18 protein-coding genes are annotated in these 17,262 nt (G+C 64.5%); 4 read left to right on the top strand and 14 right to left on the bottom strand.

The window, feature by feature from the left end; translation table 11 throughout:
- Nucleotides 1-254: 254 nt before the first annotated feature.
- The 7 genes from SLG_RS05195 to SLG_RS05165 all read right to left on the bottom strand — a co-directional run bounded on the left by SLG_RS05195 (nt 255) and on the right by SLG_RS05165 (nt 7,466).
- Nucleotides 255-1,208 (bottom strand): formylglycine-generating enzyme family protein, encoded by a 954-nt coding sequence (locus SLG_RS05195; RefSeq protein ID WP_014075388.1) that lies wholly within the window; start codon nt 1,206-1,208, stop codon nt 255-257.
- Nucleotides 1,205-2,851 (bottom strand): arylsulfatase, encoded by a 1,647-nt coding sequence (locus SLG_RS05190; RefSeq protein WP_014075387.1) that lies wholly within the window; start codon nt 2,849-2,851, stop codon nt 1,205-1,207. Before SLG_RS05190 ends, SLG_RS05195 begins: the two co-directional genes overlap by 4 nt.
- 81 nt (nt 2,852-2,932) lie before the next feature.
- On the bottom strand, nt 2,933-3,886 hold the full coding sequence (locus SLG_RS05185) for a TauD/TfdA dioxygenase family protein (protein WP_014075386.1): 954 nt from the start codon (nt 3,884-3,886) through the stop codon (nt 2,933-2,935).
- A 26-nt stretch (nt 3,887-3,912) separates the two neighbouring features.
- Entirely contained in the window at nt 3,913-4,788 is an 876-nt protein-coding gene (locus tag SLG_RS05180) for a TauD/TfdA dioxygenase family protein (protein ID WP_014075385.1), read from the bottom strand.
- A gap of 15 nt (nt 4,789-4,803) precedes the next feature.
- Nucleotides 4,804-5,895 carry an MFS transporter gene (locus SLG_RS05175; protein WP_083853316.1) on the bottom strand — a complete coding sequence of 364 codons (1,092 nt, stop codon included), beginning with the start codon at nt 5,893-5,895 and terminating at the stop codon, nt 4,804-4,806.
- A gap of 988 nt (nt 5,896-6,883) precedes the next feature.
- Nucleotides 6,884-7,186 (bottom strand): HigA family addiction module antitoxin, encoded by a 303-nt coding sequence (locus tag SLG_RS05170; protein ID WP_041391744.1) that lies wholly within the window; start codon nt 7,184-7,186, stop codon nt 6,884-6,886.
- A complete protein-coding gene (locus SLG_RS05165) occupies nt 7,176-7,466 on the bottom strand; it encodes a type II toxin-antitoxin system RelE/ParE family toxin (RefSeq protein WP_041391743.1) in 291 nt (96 codons plus the stop codon). The genes SLG_RS05170 and SLG_RS05165 overlap by 11 nt, the downstream gene beginning before the upstream one ends.
- Nucleotides 7,467-7,581: 115 nt before the next feature.
- On the opposite strand from SLG_RS05165, the gene SLG_RS05160 reads away from it, so the two are divergent.
- A complete protein-coding gene (locus SLG_RS05160) occupies nt 7,582-8,214 on the top strand; it encodes a tyrosine-type recombinase/integrase (protein ID WP_014075380.1) in 633 nt (210 codons plus the stop codon).
- A 405-nt stretch (nt 8,215-8,619) separates the two neighbouring features.
- Here the strand turns inward: SLG_RS05160 and glmS are convergent, their stop codons facing one another.
- The 4 genes from glmS to SLG_RS05140 all read right to left on the bottom strand — a co-directional run bounded on the left by glmS (nt 8,620) and on the right by SLG_RS05140 (nt 12,540).
- Nucleotides 8,620-10,443: a glutamine--fructose-6-phosphate transaminase (isomerizing) gene (gene glmS, locus SLG_RS05155; protein ID WP_014075379.1), complete on the bottom strand. Its 1,824-nt coding sequence runs from the start codon at nt 10,441-10,443 to the stop codon at nt 8,620-8,622.
- Nucleotides 10,444-10,463: 20 nt separating this feature from the next.
- Entirely contained in the window at nt 10,464-10,832 is a 369-nt protein-coding gene (locus tag SLG_RS05150) for a type II toxin-antitoxin system VapC family toxin (RefSeq protein WP_014075378.1), read from the bottom strand.
- Nucleotides 10,829-11,077, bottom strand: a complete 249-nt coding sequence (locus tag SLG_RS05145; RefSeq protein ID WP_014075377.1) for a ribbon-helix-helix protein, CopG family — start codon at nt 11,075-11,077, stop codon at nt 10,829-10,831. The genes SLG_RS05150 and SLG_RS05145 overlap by 4 nt, the downstream gene beginning before the upstream one ends.
- Before the next feature lie 146 nt (nt 11,078-11,223).
- Nucleotides 11,224-12,540 carry an HD-GYP domain-containing protein gene (locus SLG_RS05140; protein ID WP_070098714.1) on the bottom strand — a complete coding sequence of 439 codons (1,317 nt, stop codon included), beginning with the start codon at nt 12,538-12,540 and terminating at the stop codon, nt 11,224-11,226.
- A 175-nt stretch (nt 12,541-12,715) separates the two neighbouring features.
- On the opposite strand from SLG_RS05140, the gene ybaK reads away from it, so the two are divergent.
- The 3 genes from ybaK to SLG_RS05125 all read left to right on the top strand — a co-directional run bounded on the left by ybaK (nt 12,716) and on the right by SLG_RS05125 (nt 14,405).
- The gene (ybaK, locus tag SLG_RS05135; RefSeq protein ID WP_014075375.1) at nt 12,716-13,189 is read left to right on the top strand and encodes a Cys-tRNA(Pro) deacylase; all 474 of its coding nucleotides are present in this window, start codon (nt 12,716-12,718) and stop codon (nt 13,187-13,189) included.
- A 108-nt stretch (nt 13,190-13,297) separates the two neighbouring features.
- Nucleotides 13,298-13,510 carry a hypothetical protein gene (locus SLG_RS05130; RefSeq protein WP_014075374.1) on the top strand — a complete coding sequence of 71 codons (213 nt, stop codon included), beginning with the start codon at nt 13,298-13,300 and terminating at the stop codon, nt 13,508-13,510.
- A 163-nt stretch (nt 13,511-13,673) separates the two neighbouring features.
- Nucleotides 13,674-14,405, top strand: a complete 732-nt coding sequence (locus tag SLG_RS05125) for a Crp/Fnr family transcriptional regulator (protein WP_014075373.1) — start codon at nt 13,674-13,676, stop codon at nt 14,403-14,405.
- Nucleotides 14,406-14,427: 22 nt separating this feature from the next.
- Here SLG_RS05125 and SLG_RS05120 read toward each other — a convergent pair whose 3' ends face one another.
- The 3 genes from SLG_RS05120 to SLG_RS05110 all read right to left on the bottom strand — a co-directional run bounded on the left by SLG_RS05120 (nt 14,428) and on the right by SLG_RS05110 (nt 17,143).
- Nucleotides 14,428-15,054: a Crp/Fnr family transcriptional regulator gene (locus SLG_RS05120; RefSeq protein ID WP_014075372.1), complete on the bottom strand. Its 627-nt coding sequence runs from the start codon at nt 15,052-15,054 to the stop codon at nt 14,428-14,430.
- 119 nt (nt 15,055-15,173) lie between these two features.
- Nucleotides 15,174-16,721, bottom strand: a complete 1,548-nt coding sequence (locus SLG_RS05115) for a PAS domain S-box protein (RefSeq protein ID WP_014075371.1) — start codon at nt 16,719-16,721, stop codon at nt 15,174-15,176.
- A gap of 164 nt (nt 16,722-16,885) precedes the next feature.
- Nucleotides 16,886-17,143: a GlsB/YeaQ/YmgE family stress response membrane protein gene (locus tag SLG_RS05110; RefSeq protein ID WP_014075370.1), complete on the bottom strand. Its 258-nt coding sequence runs from the start codon at nt 17,141-17,143 to the stop codon at nt 16,886-16,888.
- Nucleotides 17,144-17,262 lie beyond the last annotated feature (119 nt).

The following is a 17,262-nucleotide window of genomic DNA, read 5'->3' as shown; positions in this document are numbered from 1 at the left end:
GTGACCTGACCTGAGCGGCCGATTTCGGAGTTAGCGCCTGCACATTCGGAAGACTGCTATTCGGGCGCTTGCAGATGATCGCGGCGGCTTCCGACAAAACTTCCCGTTCAGGTCCGAAGGTCAGTGCATCGGGAAGCTTTGACAGCCTGATGAACAAAGGACAGGTTTTAGGGAGCCGTTTGGGGCGGTCGAATGTCGCCTTTGTTGGCGTTTCGTTCGATCCGCTCAATGTCTGGAATTGGGGCGCTTCCCGACTAGCTATTGAGATCCCTGTTCGATGCCGTTCGAAAGCCGATATGCGAGGCTGTTTCGTCCTCCGCCTGCGCGTGGCGCGCCGCGGGGCGGTAGCGGGCGCAATAATTGGGCGCGCAGAGGAAGGAGCCGCCCTTGATGACGCGCACGGGCTTGTCGGGCTGGCGCGGATCGGCGCTCGGATTGGATCCGGCACCGAGCGGACTCGGCTCGGGGCCGTGGCCGGGCGTGTACCAGCTGGACGTCCACTCCCACACATTGCCGATGAGGTCGTGCGCGCCATAGGCGTTAGCCTTGTAGCAGCCCACGGGCGCAATGCCGGCGGCTCCGTCCAGCTTGAGATCCTCATGGGGGAACGGTCCTTGCCAGCTATTGGCCGAGTCCGGCGCCGGCTGATCGCGCAGCGTCCCGAGGCGGCCCTGCGCCGCCCGTTCATACTCCTCTTCGCTTGGCAGGCGATGGCCGCGCCAGTGGGCATAGGCGCGCGCGTCGGCTTGCGAAACATGCACGACCGGCTCGTCCAGGCGGTCGTCGATGCGGCTCCCCGGTCCCTGGGGATGCCGCCAGTCCGCGCCCTGGACGATCCGCCACCACTGGTCCGGCGCGGTGGCGATCGTCCCGGCGGCCGGCGGCACGAAGACAAAGGAGTCTCCCCGCCGCTCGGCCGTCGTGACATGGCCGGTCGCGGCGACGAAGGCCGCGAACTGGCGATTGGTCACTTCCGTCCGGTCGAGCCAGAAGCCCTTGACCGGGGCGGTGTAGGACGGGCGCTCGTCGGCATAACCCTCATCGTCGCCGATCCGGGTCTCACCCCCGGCAACCCAGACCATGAGGTCGGCCGGCGGCAGGCACTGCCGGTTCTCCGGCAGCGATCTGACCGGGATTGCCCGGTCGGCAGCCACAAGCGCCGGCAGCGAAAGGGCGGCGATCAGGCAGGTCGCGAACCGTCGGGTCATGGGCGATAGAGCGTTTCGCTGGGCAGGATCACGCCGACGCGCTCGGCATAGCTGTCCCATGCGGCGAGGAGCAGCGTGAACCGCTCGGGCTCGGCGAGCGAGAGATCCTGCGTCTCCCCGGGATCCTCGGCCAGATTGAAGAGGCGCCATTTGCCGTCGCCCGGGTCGGTGATCTTCCAGTCGCCTTGGCGGATCGCGCGCGACCCGAACAGCTCGGTGCCGATCGCCTCCTCCACGCCATAGACGCGATCCGCCTTGCCCGCGAGGAAGGGCGCCCAGCTCTTGCCGGTGATCGGACGGACGGCGCGGCCGGCGAAGCTGGTCCCGTCACGCGCGATGCCGGCAAGATCGAGGAAGGTCGGCGCGATGTCGGCGACCGAGAGGAAGGCATTGCTCGTCTGGCCCTGTCGGGCGATCCCGCGCCAGTTGAGGAAGGAGACGGTGCGCGTGCCGCCCTCGGTCGCATAGCCCTTGACGCTCCAGGAAGGTGCGGTGGCGGCCTGGGCCCAGCCCGGGCCGTAAGCGACATAGGAGGTTGCAGTGCCGCGATTGGCAAAGCTGTTGTCCGCCCTGGCAAGGCGCGCCTCCAGCAATTTGAGGCCCCCGCCTTCCACGTCGAGCCCTTCCGCGCCATTGTCCGCCATGAAGAGGATGACGGTGTTGTCGAGCTCGCCGCTTGCCCGCAGCGCATCGAGCACGCGGCCGACATTCTGGTCGAGCCGGTCGACCATCGCCGCATAGATTTCCATGTCCCGCGCAGCCTGGCGCTGCTCGGCGGCGGTCAGCGCATCCCAGTGGCCACGCGGCACCTTCGTGCTGTGGGCGACCGTTTGGGGCGAGATGAGGCCGAGCTCGCGCTGGCGCTTGAGGCGCTGGGCGCGCAGCACGTCGAACCCGGCATCATAGCGGCCGCGATATTTCGCGATGTCCTCGGGCCGCGCCTGGAGCGGCCAGTGTGGCGCGGTGAAGGCGAGATAAGCAAAGAAGGGCTTCTTCGCGCCACCGGTGCCGTTCAGTGCCTCGATCAGCTTCGTCGCAAAGACATCGGAGGAATAGAAGTCGGCCGGGAGCTGGGCGAGGGGCTTGCCGTCCAGCGTATAGGTGTCGCCTCTGGCCGGATCGGTCGAGAGGCCCTGCCCGAAATGATTATGGCCGCCCTGCAGCAGCGCGAAGCTGCGCTGGAAACCGCGGGCGTGCGGATCCTGCTCGGGCTTGAGGCCCAGATGCCATTTGCCCGAGAACAAGGTGCGGTAGCCGCCGGCCGAGAGGCGCTCGGCGAGGGAGGCGACATCGGGCCGGAGATAGCCTTCAAAGCCCGGCTTGCCCCGCTGGTTGGGTGCGAGCGTCTCGGCCATCGAACCGAGACCCGCGAGATGATTGTCCGTGCCCGAGAGCAGCATCGCGCGCGTGGGCGAGCAGGTGGGCGCGGTGTGAAAGCCGGTGAGGCGCAGCCCCGTGAGCGCGAGCCTGTCGAGATTGGGCGTCGCGATCTCGCCGCCAAAGGCGCCGATGTCGGAATAGCCCAGGTCATCGGCAATGATGATGAGGAAATTGGGGCGCTTCTGCGCTTCAGCATCGGCCGGCGTTCCGGTGAGCGCGAGCAGAGCGGCAGCGAGCGCCGTCAGCGGCTTGGCGAAAGTCATGCGGTTTCCTGTCTGTCGGAGGCAATCAGAAGGGCCGCGCCACGTCCCCTTTCCTGGCCGTGGCGCGGCCGTGGAATCAGATCATGCAGGCTCGTACTGAACCGCCTTTTCCTTGCGGACGGTGCGGCTGGTGCGTCCGTCGATGCTCACCGGCACATCGCCATTGATGGTGGCGCGGCGCAGCGTGCGGCGCTGCAGGCCGAAATCGGCGACGGCGCGGTGCTGGGTGGACTGATTGTCCCAGAAGGCCACGTCGCCCGGCTGCCAGCGCCAGCGCACGATATTCTCGGGCCGTGTGATATGATCCTGGAGGATGTTGAAGAGGCGCGCCGAATCCGCCTGGCTGAGGCCGACGAAATTCTTCACGAAATGGCCCAGCAGCAGCGAGCGCTGGCCCGAGACGGGGTGCACGCGCACCACCGGATGCTCCGTCTCGTAGACGGTGGAGGCGAAGACATTACGGTGCTGGTTGAGCCGCTCCTTTTCCTGATCGGTCCCCTTGGGTGCGTTGCCGAGGATCGCTGCATAATCGTAGAGATTGGTGTGCACGGCCCAGAGACCGTTCACGAGCTGGCGCAGCGGCTCGGGCAAGCCGTCATAGGCCGTCTCGCCATTGGCCCAGAGCGTGTCGCCGCCGGCCTCCGGGATGGTGATACCCCGCAGGATCGAGCCTTTGGGATAGGCATTGACGAAGGTCACGTCGGTGTGCCAGCTCGATGCGGCATAGCCTTCCCGGCTGTCCAGCTCGAGCAGGTAGCGCGAGCCCTGTGCGACGGGGACGGTGGGGTGCGCCACCGGATCGCCGAACAGCGCCGTGAAGGCCTCATGCTCGGCATCGTCGAGGTGATGCTGGCCACGGAAAAAGACGACCTTGTGACGCACCACGGCATCCTGGATCGCCCGGACGGTGGTGGCATCGAGGTCTCCGGAGAGCTGGACGCCCCGGATTTCCGCGCCGATCGTACCGGTGACCGGCGCGATGTCGAGCGGGGAAGCGGGATCGGCGGCGTTGGCGTAGGTCTTGACGATTGACATGATGATGCTCCTTTCTGCGTGGGGGATCAGTTGATGGATGCCGGGCCGACCGGCCGGTCGCCGACGATGGTGACGCGCTGCATGTGGCGGTCGCCGCGATAGTCGGGCACGGCGTAATGCTGGGTCGCCCGGTTGTCCCAGAAGGCGATGGACCCCGGTTGCCAGCTCCAGCGCACCTGGAATTCCGGCCGTTTGACCTGATCGAACAGGCGGGCGAGCAGTGCCTTGCTCTCGTCCGGTCGCAGGCCGACGATCTCCCGCGTGAAGACCGAATTGACGTAGAGCAGCTTCTCCCCCGTCTCGGGGTGAACGCGTACGACTGGATGCTCGACAGGCGGATATTGCGCCTGCAACGCCCGGCGTTTCTCCTCGGAATCGATGAATTGCAGGAAGATGCGCGTGTCGTGGATGGCTGTCAGCCCGTCGATCCGCGCCTTGGTCTCGTCGTCCAGTGAGTCATAGGCAGCGACCGCGTTGGCGAAGACCGTGTCGCCGCCAAGGCCCGGCGAGACCCGCTGGAGCAGGATGGATGCAGCGGAGGGCTCGGCACGAAATGTCGTGTCGGCGTGCCAGTTGCTGTCCGTTGTCTGGCGATATTTGCCGGCGAACTCGCGGGAGACGAGCGGCAGGATCTGCGGATGATCCGGCAGGGAGAAGACCGGATGGGTTTCCAGGTCGCCAAAGGCGGCGCCGAGAGCGATGTGCTGCTCGCGAGTCAGGGGCTGGTCGCGGAAGAACAGCACCTTGTAGTGCAGCAGGGCGGCGTGAAGGGCGGCGTGGCGGGCCTTGTCGAGTGGTTGCGAAAGGTCGATCCCGCTGATCTGTGCGCCCAGGCTCGGCTGGAGCGGCGTGATCTCGAACAGGTCGGTGTCGATGGGTCGGGTCTTTTCCAGCAATGTCATGATTGTCCTCCAGAGTTATTCAGCGGGCGAGAGGGCCACGGCCCTACCGTCGAGCTGGCGGCGAATTTCGGCATGCGCGGCCTCATCCAGCGCGAAGCCGCGGATGAGCAGGGCAGAGAAAGCGTGGGCAATGGCCGGGCCCAGTGCGAAGACCAGCAGCAGGCCGGTCAGCGCGGCGTCGCTGTTCCGGGCGGCCTTGGGGTCGAAGCCGAGCCAGGCGACCAGCGGCAGGGCGATGCCGACGGCGACGGCTGTCGCGGCCTTGCCCGAGAGGCTGAAGACCGAGAAGAAGAGGCCGGTGCGGTCGTCGCCGGTTTCGAGCCGATGCTTGTCGGCAATGTCCGCGACGATCGAGCGCAGCATCAGATTGCCTGAGCCCTGGGCCAGCCCCTGCGCCACCGTGAGGCCGATGAGCAGCGGGAAGGCCGATGGCGTGACGGCCAGCAGACCCAGATTGATCGCGACCTGCGCAAGCTCGCCGGCAATGGCGGTGCGGTGCTTGCCGAAGCGATAGCCGATCCGCATCCAGATCGGCCCGGCGAAGATGCCGAACACGAATTGCAGCAGGAAGAGCCCGCTCCCCCAGTGCGGCCGGCCCATATAGTGCGCCACGAAGAAGACGAAGAGCGCGGCGCGGATATTCTGGGCCAGCGTCACGGCGAAGTCCGAGGCCAGCACCCGCCGCAGCAGCGGCTCGGCGCCGATGACCCGGATCGCGGCGAACGGCGAGAGGCGCGTGCGCGGCAGGTCGATCATCTGCGGATCCGGGAACGAGCGCACGGTCAGGATCAGCGTCGGCACCAGCGTGGCGAGCACCAGGCCGCCCATGAAAGCGAGCTTGAGCGGTGCGTTGCTCGGCCAGAGCTGATCGGCGATGGTGGGCATGATGAGTGTCGCCAGCAGAGCGGCGGCGGAGATCACCTGCACATAGGTCGCAACGCGGGTGCGCTCGTGATAGCGTTTGGAGAGTTCCCCCGACCAGGCAAGGAAGGGGATCTGCATCATCGTCCAGCCCAGATAGAGGACGAAGAGCGTCACGCCGAGGAAAGCGATCGTCACCGGCACCGGCGGGAAGAACGGACTGCTGGATCTGGCCGAGGGTGTAATCGCCCCGCCGTTCCAGCGTGAGCGAACTCACCACACTGAGCGCGATGGGGACGTCCTGCACCGCCTCGTCGCGGCGGCGGGACGCCGTGACGACGATCACGGCACCGCTCTCCTCCGCCGATGCGTCGGCATCAGCAGTGGCAGCATCGTCAGCAGCATAGGCCCCGCCCGGTGCGAGAAGTAAAAGGGCCAGGGCGGCCGAGCGCAGGAGCCCATGGCGCCTGATGACGCCCGCCTGCACGCCGTCGCCCGCACCGCGACCATGAAAACTGCGCGTATGAAACTGATCGAAACTCATTTTTTATATGTCCCTGAACGTGATGGTCCGTTTTGCCCGGCGGTATCGGCAGGCGCGGGTGTGTCGGCAGACAGGGCGCGACTTTCCCCCGGCAGATCGCCCCACAGAGCGATCGCCGATTGCTGAAGAGACAGCGGGTAGCGCGCCAGGCCCGCCAGATCGGATCTGGTCAGCCTGATCATGTTGAGCTCGCATGGCGAAGGGTTGGCCGCCGCCTGCCGAGGCAGGGGCGGTGCTGACCGTCACAGGGCGCACGTCGTCCTGACCGGAAGAGGCCAGGGCCTCGTGATCAGCGGGCGTGCGGCTCCTGCTCGAGCCGTGCTGGAGTTCGGGTCAGGTCAACAGGTCTGGAAGGTCTTGCGCATCGTATCACCTCTTCGTTTGCGAGAGGGGAACACGACGCCTGGCGCGGTCGCCTGAGCATCGTGCGCTTTAGCGGTTGGTCACGCGGAGCAAGCTGCATCCCAATCAAAAGCCGCGGATCAGGCCCCTTGAAAGCGCACGAAAGCCCCGACCAGCTGGTCCGTGCGGGGTAACTCTACTTAAGTAGTAGAATATCGAGTCGTCAAGCGAAGTTTGTCTTGGGGGCGGCAAAGCGTGCGTTGGAGAAGGTGTCGAATCCGGGCCGTGAACCAACGACAGCTTTCACGGGCGCCCTTGTCACTTTGAATGGCAGATATTTCGGCGATGTCAGGCAGCTTTTGCGAGCTTCTCGACCTTTATGTCCTGCTCGTGCTCGCGGGCCTGGGCCAGCTCATAGGCTGTCTGCATCCGCAACAGAGTGTCGGCCTTGATGCCGAAAGCCTTCTCAAACCGAATAGCCATATCAGCAGACAGGTTCGCATTGCCATTCAGCAAGGTGCTCAACGCCTGCCTTGATACGCCAAAATGCTCAGCCAAAGCTGTCACGCTGACCTGTGCAGGCTCCACGATTTCTGTCTTCAACCAGTCTCCCACGTGGAGCGCGAGCGAAGGGTGCATCTTAAGCGCCATGATAATCCTCCAGATCCATATCGATTAGCGCGCCTTCATCATTCAAACCGAAGGTCATCCGCCAGTTTCTCGTAACCGTCATCGACCAGCTCCCCTTCCGATCGCCTGTCAGCTCATGCATTCCGAAGTTCGGAGGCACTGACAGTTCTTCGAAGCTTTCCGCAGCGTCGATGAAGGCGAGCATCTTGCGCAGCCGTCCCGCGTCTCCAACCAAGCCTTTAGCGTTGCCCGTCTCAAAGAAGCGGCGCAGGCCTTTGTGCCTGATGCTCTCGATTTCCATCGTTCGGATGTAGCGCAGCGCCGCAAGATTGTCAAGTGTCGCGCGACACTTGTCTGATGGTGGTTTGACATGGGGCTACACTCGCTCTGGCCATTGCGGCCATCGGAGAACTATCATGGGACATTCAGACCTCGACCCCGCCATACATGATCGGCGGCCTTGGAACGCAGGGAAAAATATTGGACCGAAACGCCCGCTGAAGCCTCGCGATATCTGGGCGATCCGTTTCTATCTCGACGAACACAAACGTCTGCGTGACCGGGCTCTGTTCGATCTCGCCATCGACAGCAAATTGCGAGGCTGCGATCTGGTCAAAATCAAGATCGGCGACCTGATCAGCGCGGGGTCATTTCGGGATCGCGCGACCGTTATCCAGCAAAAGACCAATCGACCCGTGCAGTTCGAAATCATGACTGAGGCACGCAAGAGCCTCAAGACTTGGCTCGACCGGCGCGGCGGCACAATCCGAGACTTCGTGTTCCCCAGCAGGATCGATTACCTTGGTCACTTGAGCACACGACAATATGCTCGCCTTGTCGACGAATGGGTATCGACGATCGGCCTCGACAACCGAGAATATGGCACACACTCGATGCGACGGACCAAGGCGGCACTGATCTACAAGGCAACGGGTAATCTTCGCGCCGTGCAAATCCTGCTCGGCCATACCAACATCGAAAATACCGTCAGATACCTCGGTGTAGATATCGACGATGCACTGACGCTGTCCGAACGGACCGAAATTTGACAACAGTCCCGGCTTCCCGAGGTCGCCGGGGAGCCGGTTTGGCCTGATGAACGACCGGCAGGTACCAGCGGGCTGTTCTGATCCAATGAAGGGCCGCTTTGTTCGCGTGAGCGGACGAACCAACTCGACGGTTGATTGCCCGCTGCCGTCCATCCGCACATCGACGCCCAATACAGCGATCAGCCAGTAGCCATTTCTCACCCGATTTTTGCACGAAACCCCAAGATTCACACTTTGATAAGCAAGCGCCCTTGAGCCCTATCTTGCTTAATTTTCAAATATATCAATGATATATTCCGGAATAAATCCGCAAATTTCAATTGTCACAGATTCAAAATCTGAAAGACTTAATTGTAATCTGAAAATCTCTTTTGTTTCACTACATCTACTCACGTCCGCCCCGCCTCATTCCACGGTCACGCTCTTCGCCAGGTTGCGGGGCTGGTCGACATCGGTGCCTTTGAGCACCGCCACATGATAAGCCAGCAACTGGACCGGCACGGCATAGACCATCGGCGCGATCAGCGGATGGACCTTCGGCAGGGCTAGCGTCGCGAGGCACCCCTCGCCCGCTGCCTCGATGCCTTCCTCGTCCGAGATCAGCACCACCTTGCCGCCCCGGGCCTGCACTTCCTGCATGTTGGAAACGGTCTTCTCGAACAGGGGGCCGGAGGGCGCGATGACGATCACCGGCACGGCTTCGTCGATGAGGGCGATGGGCCCATGCTTCATCTCGCCCGCGGCATAGCCCTCGGCATGGATGTAGCTGATTTCCTTGAGCTTGAGCGCGCCTTCCAGCGCCAGCGGATAATCCGTGCCCCGGCCGAGATAGAGCACGTCGCGCGCGGGCGCGATGAGCGGCGCCAGTGCCTGGATCGCCTCGTCCTGCGCGAGCGCCTGATTCATCGCGGCCGGCGCTTCCGCCAGATGGCCCACGATCGCCTTCTCGTCCTCCGGGGTCAGCCGCCCCTTCGCGCGCGCGAAATTCGCCGCCAGCGCGGCGAGCACGGCCAGCTGGCAAGTGAAGGCCTTGGTGGAGGCGACGCCGATTTCCGGCCCCGCATGCGTGGGCAGCAGCAGGTCCGCCTCGCGCGCCATCGAGCTGGTCGGCACATTGACCACCACGGCGATCTTCTGCCCTTCGGCCCGGGCGTGGCGCAGCGCCGCCAGCGTATCGGCCGTCTCGCCGGACTGACTGATGAAGAGGGCAAGGCCGCCATCCTCCATCACCGGCGCGCGGTAGCGGAACTCGCTCGCGACATCGAGGTCGACCGGCACGCGCGCGAACTGCTCGAACCAGTATTTCGCGACCATGCCCGCATAGAAGCTCGTGCCGCAGGCTACGATAGTAACGCGCCGGATCGCGGAGAGATCGAAATCCGGCACCGGCAGCGAGACCTGATCATCGATGCGGCGCAGATAGCTGCGCAGCGTCTGCGCGACGACGACCGGCTGCTCGTAGATCTCCTTCTGCATGAAGTGGCGGTGATTGCCCTTGTCGATCATCGCGCCGGACACGCCCGAGAGCGTGACGGGGCGCTCGACGGGGTTGTCATCGCGATCGAACACCTGCGCGCCGTCGCGCGTGACGACCACCCAGTCGCCTTCGTCCAGATAGGCGATCCTCTGCGTCAGCGGCGCCAGTGCCAGCGCGTCCGATCCCAGATAGGTCTCGCCATCGCCATGGCCCACGACCAGCGGCGAGCCCAGGCGCGCGCCGATCAGCAGCTCGGGATGCGCGCGGAACAGGATGGCGAGCGCGAAGGCGCCGCGCAGGCGCGGCAGCACGCGTTTCACGGCTTCCTGCGGACTGGCCCCGGCTTCCACATGCTCGCTCAGCAGATGCGCGACGACTTCCGTGTCCGTCTCGCTGTGGAAGACGCGCCCCCGCGCGATCAGCTCGTCCCGCAGGCTCTTGAAATTCTCGATGATGCCATTGTGGACCACTGCCACTTCGCCGGTGGCATGGGGATGGGCATTGCTGGTCGTCGGCGCGCCATGGGTAGCCCAGCGCGTATGCGCGATGCCGGTGGTGCCGGACAGCGGATCGTCCGCCAGTGCCCGCGCGAGATTGGCGAGCTTGCCTTCCGCGCGCCGCCGCTCGATCGCGCCGTCGACCACCGTCGCGATGCCGGCCGAATCATAGCCGCGATATTCCAGGCGCCGCAGCCCGTCGAGCAGCCGCTCGGCGACATCCTGCGCTCCTACGATCCCGATGATTCCGCACATCGCTCAAGCCTTCCGTCGTCTCAGATTGTGTAGGGTATCCGGATGCCCGGCATATTGGCGGGGAAATCCTTGCTGTTGCGCGTCACGAGGATACGTCCGCTGAGCTGGGCGGACGCCAGGATGATCGCCGCGGAAAGGTTCATCGATCCGCGCTGCTGGCGCAGCGAGGCTGCGCGCCGCCCCACTTCCTCATCCACTTCCGCCACCGCGAACATGTCGAGGAAGCGCTCGGTGTCCGCCTGCGCGCTTTCCGGGGCACCGGCCATCACTTCGATCCAGCTGATCCGGCTGATCCACGGCCGCCGCGCCCGGCGCAGCTCGGCCCATGCCTGCGGCCGGTCATGCAGCGCATCGATCAGGATGTTGGTATCGAAATAGAACTCGCTCACGCGCGTTTCCCGCCGGGCGCGCCGTCGCTGCCACCCCGGATCCGGCGCTCATGGTCGAGCCCATCGACCGCCGAGCCATGGCGCGACCAGAGGCCAAAGAAGCGCTCGATCCCCTGCTGCGACTGTTCGGCCCGGTAGGCGCTCACCGCTTCCCGGAGCATGGCGGCGCGGGACCGGCCCTGCTCGCCGGCGCGCTGATCCAGCCACTTGAGATCGTCATCGGGAATGTCGGCCAGGAATCGCATGATATGGCGATATCATATCATGATATGATTGCAAGATGCTCCGGACCTCGCCGGCCATGGCGAGCGTGAATCCGCCTGAGCAGAAGGGGTCTGCGCCGAAGGTCCGGGAGATCGGTGCGGGCTCTCGCTACCCGCAGATTTGTTCGTCAGGCCAGGGCCTTGCAGGCGCTGTTGAAGACCATTTCGCGGATAGCCGGCAAATTCTCGATGGCATAGTCCGAGGCATCGTCGCTGCAGACGATTTCCACCCGCCCCCGGCAGAATCGCAGGTCGAGATCCTCGGGCTTGATGACCCGGCGCGACCCCACGTCATAGAAGCTCCAGACGCGCGGGCTGGTATAGTCCTGGGCATTCTGATCCACCACGAGCGCCAGCCGCCCGTTGGTCAGGCGCACCACCGAGCCGATCGGATACACGCCGACACTCTCGATGAACTGATCCAGCAGCGCTTCATCGAACTGGCCTTCCATGCCGCGCATCAGTCCGAGCGCGGCATTGGGATCGACGCGCGGGCGATGCGGGCGGTCCGATGTCAGGGAATCATAGACGTCGCAGATGGCCGCCATGCGGCCGAACAGGCCGATTTCCTCGCCAACCAGCCCATGCGGATACCCGCTGCCGTCATAGCGCTCGTGATGTTCGAGGCAGACCCGCGTCACTTCCTCGGGCAATTCCCCGCCAAGCTCGAGGAACTCGTAGCCGAGCGTGGTGTGAGTCTCCACGATGTTGCGCTGGGCGCTGCTCAGATCGTCCAGGATCGTCGAGACATCGATGGGCAGGTGCCCCATGCCCACGTCCATGAGCAGGCCCGCCATGCCGGCATCCTTCACGCGCTGCTCGTCGAGCCCCATCTGCCGGCCCAGCGCGATCATCAGCGCACTGACGGCAAGGCCGTGGGAATAGAGCGTACTGTTCTCCCGGCGGATGCGCATGAGGCCATTGAAGGCATGCGGGTTGCGCTGGATCGAGGCGAACAGGTCCTCGATCACCGGTTCCACCTGCGCTTTCGACAGGGCCTTGCCGAGCCGCGCCTGCTCGAACACGCCGGACAGGATGCGGCTGGCCTTCGCCACCACGGCGCGGGCATGGCCGACCTCGCGCGCCACGCTGAGCGCCGTGGCCGAGCGCAGGTCGAAGGGAATGACGTTCGATGCCGCGCGAAAGGCCTGCTGGCTCGCCTGCATCCGCTCCAGCCTCACCCGCTCCGCCACATGATCCGCCGACGAGGATGCAGGGACCAGCGGGCGTCGGCGCCCGGCCGGCGAGGAGGCGTCTCCTACGTCCGCGCCCTTTTCGATGTCGATGAGCACACCTTCAACCTCGCTGGCGCGAAGATCGGCCAGGACCTGCGGATCATCGAGGAGAAATTTCGTCCGCCAGAACGGGTGCTTGAGCCAACTTCCTTCCAGCTTGTGGATGAACATGCCAAGCTGAACTTCCGCCACGTCTATTCGCTTCAACATCAACCGCCTCTTGCGTCCCGTCCGGCGGTGATTGTGCCCGTCCAGTCGATACTGAAAGGATAAGGGCAATGGTTGCTGATTTGTTGCTTATAGCGCGCAATACCGGGGCGCGCGGCCTTCACTTGGCGCGTTCGCCGGGCTATGCGGCGGGCCGTCGAGTATCCGGAGCGCCGCCATGTCGAAAGCCACGCGCGCCACACGGGCGCTGGAGAAGGCGGGTATCCCCTTCACGATCCACAGTTATGATTATGATCCGTCGGCCGACCGGATCGGTATTCAGGCCGCGCAGGCGCTGGGCGAGGATCCCTGCCGCGTTCTCAAGACATTGATGGCGATGGCGGACGGAAAGCCGGCCTGCCTCATCCTGCCTTCCGATCGGGAAGCGTCGATGAAGAAGCTTGCCGCCGCGCTGGGTGCCAAGTCCGCGCAGATGATGAGCCCGGCCGACGCCGAGCGCATCGCCGGCTACAAGGTGGGCGGGATCAGTCCGTTCGGCCAGATGCGCATGGTGCCCACAGTGATCGAGGAAAGCGCGATGGCCGAGCCCCTCGTCTACATCAACGGCGGCCAGCGGGGCCTGCAGGTGCGGCTGGCGCCGGGCGATGCGGCAGCCCTGCTCCGCGCGAGGATCGCCCCGATCATCGCCTGAACGGGCCTCGGCCCGGCGCGGCGGCCCTGTCATTGGCCGCGCCGCATCATTTGGAAGAAACATTTCGCGTCATCTGGCGTTTGGGGCGGAGACCAAGGGAGATGCGATATGGCCAAGTTGCTCGACACCTTCACCATTGCCCGATCCACGGAAGGCTATCTGCTCCAGTTTGACGACGAGGACGGCGACACGCACGAATTCGCCATGAGCTACGATCAGCTCGAGCTGATCTCCGAGGAAATCGAGCGGCATCTCGATCACGACGAGGCGGACGCTCTGGCCACCGACGAGGAAGACGAGATCGGCGAACCCGACGCGTGACGCTTTGTCCCTCCTGTTCCCGGCCGCCCCTGATATGGCTGGCGAGCCGGGCCATGGCATGCTGTTCGGCCCGGGCGCGGACCGGCCCGGCTGACCGTCCGCACCATTGCCTTGCGAAAGGCCTGTCTTGAGATATTCTGGCGTCAGCATTGGACTGGGTGCCGTGACTGCTGCCATCGCCCCTCTACTCGAGCGACTGCGGACGCACGATGATATGAGTGCGGACGAGGAAGCGATGCTGCGCTGGGCGATCAGCGACATCCGCTCCGTCCGCGCCGGACATGCCACCATCCGGGAAGGGGAGGAGCTCAGTCACGCGATCGTCCTGCTCCAGGGCTTCATGTGCCGTCACAAGGATCTGAGCGAAGGCCGCAGGCAGATTACGGAAATTCACATTCCCGGGGATTTCGTGGACCTGCATGGGTTCACGCTCAAGAAGCTGTCCGACAGCGTCACGACCCTGACGCCTTGCCGGATCGGCATCGTCCCCCATGAGCGACTGCTGCGGATTACGGAAACCCATCCCCATCTCACGCGCCTGCTCTGGTTCACGACCAATCTGGACGCGGCCATCCATCGGGAATGGGTTCTCTCGCTCGGGCGGCGTCCGGCAATCGAGCGCCTCGCCCATCTGTTCTGCGAGCTGCATTTCCGGCTGACTCTGGTCGGCCATGCCCCGCCGGAAACGCCCTTCCCCCTGCCGCTGACCCAGGCCGATCTTGCCGATTGCCTCGGGCTCACCAGCGTCCACGTCAACCGGGTGCTGCAGGAATTGCGGGACAGCGGCGCCGTCGAGTTCCGCAAGCGGGAAGTGACCATCAGCGACCTTGGTGCGCTCCGCGCGCTCGCCGAGTTCGATCCGGCCTATCTCCATCCCGAACGGCGGCCCCGCTGAGCGGATTGATCGACCTCCGGCGCTAGGCCGGTGCCAGGCACGCCGCCTGACGCAACGCCGAAAGGTCCGGAATGCGCAGCCAGCGGGACTGCAATTCGATCAGCGCTGCCGAGCGCATGGACTGGAGCGTGCGATTGACATGAACCGGGGTCAGGCCGGTGAGATCGGCCATGTCCATCTGCGTCAGCGGCAGGGCGCATTGCTGGCCATAAGTGAGGCCGCTGCGACTGAGGCGCTCGAATATCTCGCACAGAAGATGCGCGATGCGCTCCAGCGCCGTGCGGCGCCCCAGCGTCACCAGCCAGTCGGACTGCCGGTCGAGCGCATGCGCAAGCGCGCTCCAGAGACGACGTTGCTGATCGAACGGACGATTGCCAATCGACGCGCAGGGGATGCACGAGGCGCGCACATTGGTAAGCGCCACGATGGGCTGGGCCGGGCGATGACCCAGAACCCACTGCGGCTCACAATAGTCACCGGGCAGGAAGAGCGCAGTAATCTGTCGCCGGCCGTCATTCAAAAGACGGAATCGGCATGCCCATCCCTCCTCTATCCTGTAGACGAACTCAGGCCGGTCGGCCTCGCGAGCAAGATATTGGTGGGGTCTGAATTGAATATGATCGTCGGCGATAGTGGCAAGACTGGCCATCAACAAATTCCTGTTTCGCCCCGAAACACGAGATTAGCTGATTCTACTCCCGCTGAATTTACATATGTTAGATTGTCTGCATTTCCGGGTCGAGGCGTGGCGCACGCCGGTTCGCTGTGTCACGGGATGGCCGCGGAATCGTTGACGGGAGCCGGGTTCGAGTCTTCTGTTCGGGCCATCCGCAGGATCACGCGCAGTCCGTCCACTTCCCAGCGCCGTTCGATCGCGCCGAGTTCACGCGCCGCAAGGTCGAGGAGCCGGCTGCCGAACCCCTTCTCCGCTGGCATCGATGTGGCCGGGCCGCCCAGTTCCAGCCAGCTGATCTCCGTCTCCTGTTCGCTGCCCCGGACGGAAAGCTCCACCCGGCCACCCGGAACGGACAGGCTTCCATATTTCGTGGCGTTCGTCGCCAGCTCATGGAACAGCAGGGCAAGCGACGTCACCAGCCTGTCCGGGACCGGCGCGTCGTCGCCTGAGATCACGAGGCGCGGGACGCCCGCATCGGTGCTTCCCTCGAACGGCGCGAGCGTGGCGGCAAGGACGGACTGAAGCGAATCAGGGCGTTTATCCCCTTCCCCGGATGCTGCGGACGGAAGCGTGAGGCTATGCGCGCGAGCGAGGGCGGCGAGGCGATCCGCGACCATTTTCGCCAGGGTATCGGCATCCTTCGTCGTGCGTGCGCTCAGCAGGAGAAGACTGCTGGTCAGCGCATAGGCATTCTTGACCCGATGGTTCATCTCCGCGAGCAGCAGCGCCTGCGCCTCGGCATGGCGTCGCCGCTCGGAAATGTCGCGCGCGATCTTGGACGCACCCACGATCCGCCCGTCATTGTCCTTCACCGGCGAGATGGTCAGGGAAAGATCGAGGAGCTGCCCGTCCTTGCGGCGCCGCACGGTTTCATAGGAGCTGACTCGCTTTCCCGCGCGTATCGCCGCGAGGATCTCGTCTTCCTCGGTCCTGCGGTCCTCCGGGATGAGCATGAGGATCGGCTTGCCGATCGTTTCGCGCGCGGTGTAGCCGAAGAGGCCCGTCGCGCCGGCATTCCAGCTGGTGATGATGCCGTCGAGCGTCTTGGAGATAATGGCATCGTTCGAGCCGTCGACGAGCGCGGCGAGGTGGCGTGCGGCGTGATCCGCCTCGTGCTTCTGCAAGGCGAACCCGAGCTGGCGGGCAATGGTGAGCGCCAGTTCGCACTTGTCCCGGCCGAGTGTCCGCGCATCCCGGTAATAGACCATGAACTTGCCGATCACCCGGTTGTCGGGCGCCAGCGGGATGAAGCACAGGGCCCGGATGTCTTCCTTGCGGATCGCGGCGATGATCTCGGGCGATTCCCCGGACTGCGCGATATCTTCGATGCTGATGATCTCGGCATTGCGCGCCCCCGCTTCCCATGGGGAATGGCCATCCACCGCCTGCCGATAGGCTTGCGAAAGCCCCCGGCTGGCGACGAAGCGCATGACGCCCTCGTCGTCGAATCGCAAAATGGATGCGCGGTCCGTCTCCAGCCCGTCGCAGATGGCGGAGAGGGCCGCGTCATAGATCGCGTCCAGCGTCTTCGCCCGGTAGAGCTGGTCCGTATAACGGTAGAGCAGGCTCAGGACGCCAGCGTCCTGCGGCAGTCCTTCTGCCGTCCGGTGCGACTGCACCGTCTCCTGCCTTGTTCCCATCAATTCACCTCACGACAGGCGCCCTGGCCTGTTTTCCGCCCGGTACGGGCGGCGAGCATAGGGCGTCCTGCCGTAAAGCGCGAGAGGCGTGATATTAACGCGGGTTAGCACCTCTCCCGCCAGTGGCGATCTCCCGCACGCCTTCTTCCTCATTCTTCGTCCGCTCAGCGAACCCGGCCACGCCGAACCAGATTGACGATCGCGAGCAGCATGATCGCACCGACCAGCGAAACCAGGAAGCTGGTGAGCGTGAGCGGCGCGTTGTTGATCGATCCGCCGGAGAAGATCAGTCCGCCGAGAAATGCGCCGACGATACCGACGATGATGTTGAGGAAAATGCCCTGCTGAGCGTCCGTCCGCATGACGATGCTCGCCAGCCAGCCGATGATGCCGCCGACGATCAACCAAAGAATCAGTCCCATGAGCAACCTCCGTTGTCTCGCCGGCAAAGGGCCGGCTTCTTGGGAACGGCGCTGGCGAACATTGGTTTCGCCCCACCCTTCTGCGGGCGGGTCCGCGGGTGATCGCCGGCGAGGCGACG

The organism is Sphingobium sp. SYK-6, assembly GCF_000283515.1.
GTDB classification, from domain to species: Bacteria; Pseudomonadota; Alphaproteobacteria; order Sphingomonadales; family Sphingomonadaceae; genus Sphingobium; species Sphingobium lignivorans.
Note: the sequence above shows the minus strand (reverse complement) of the source record. Positions and strands in the feature narration are given on the sequence as shown.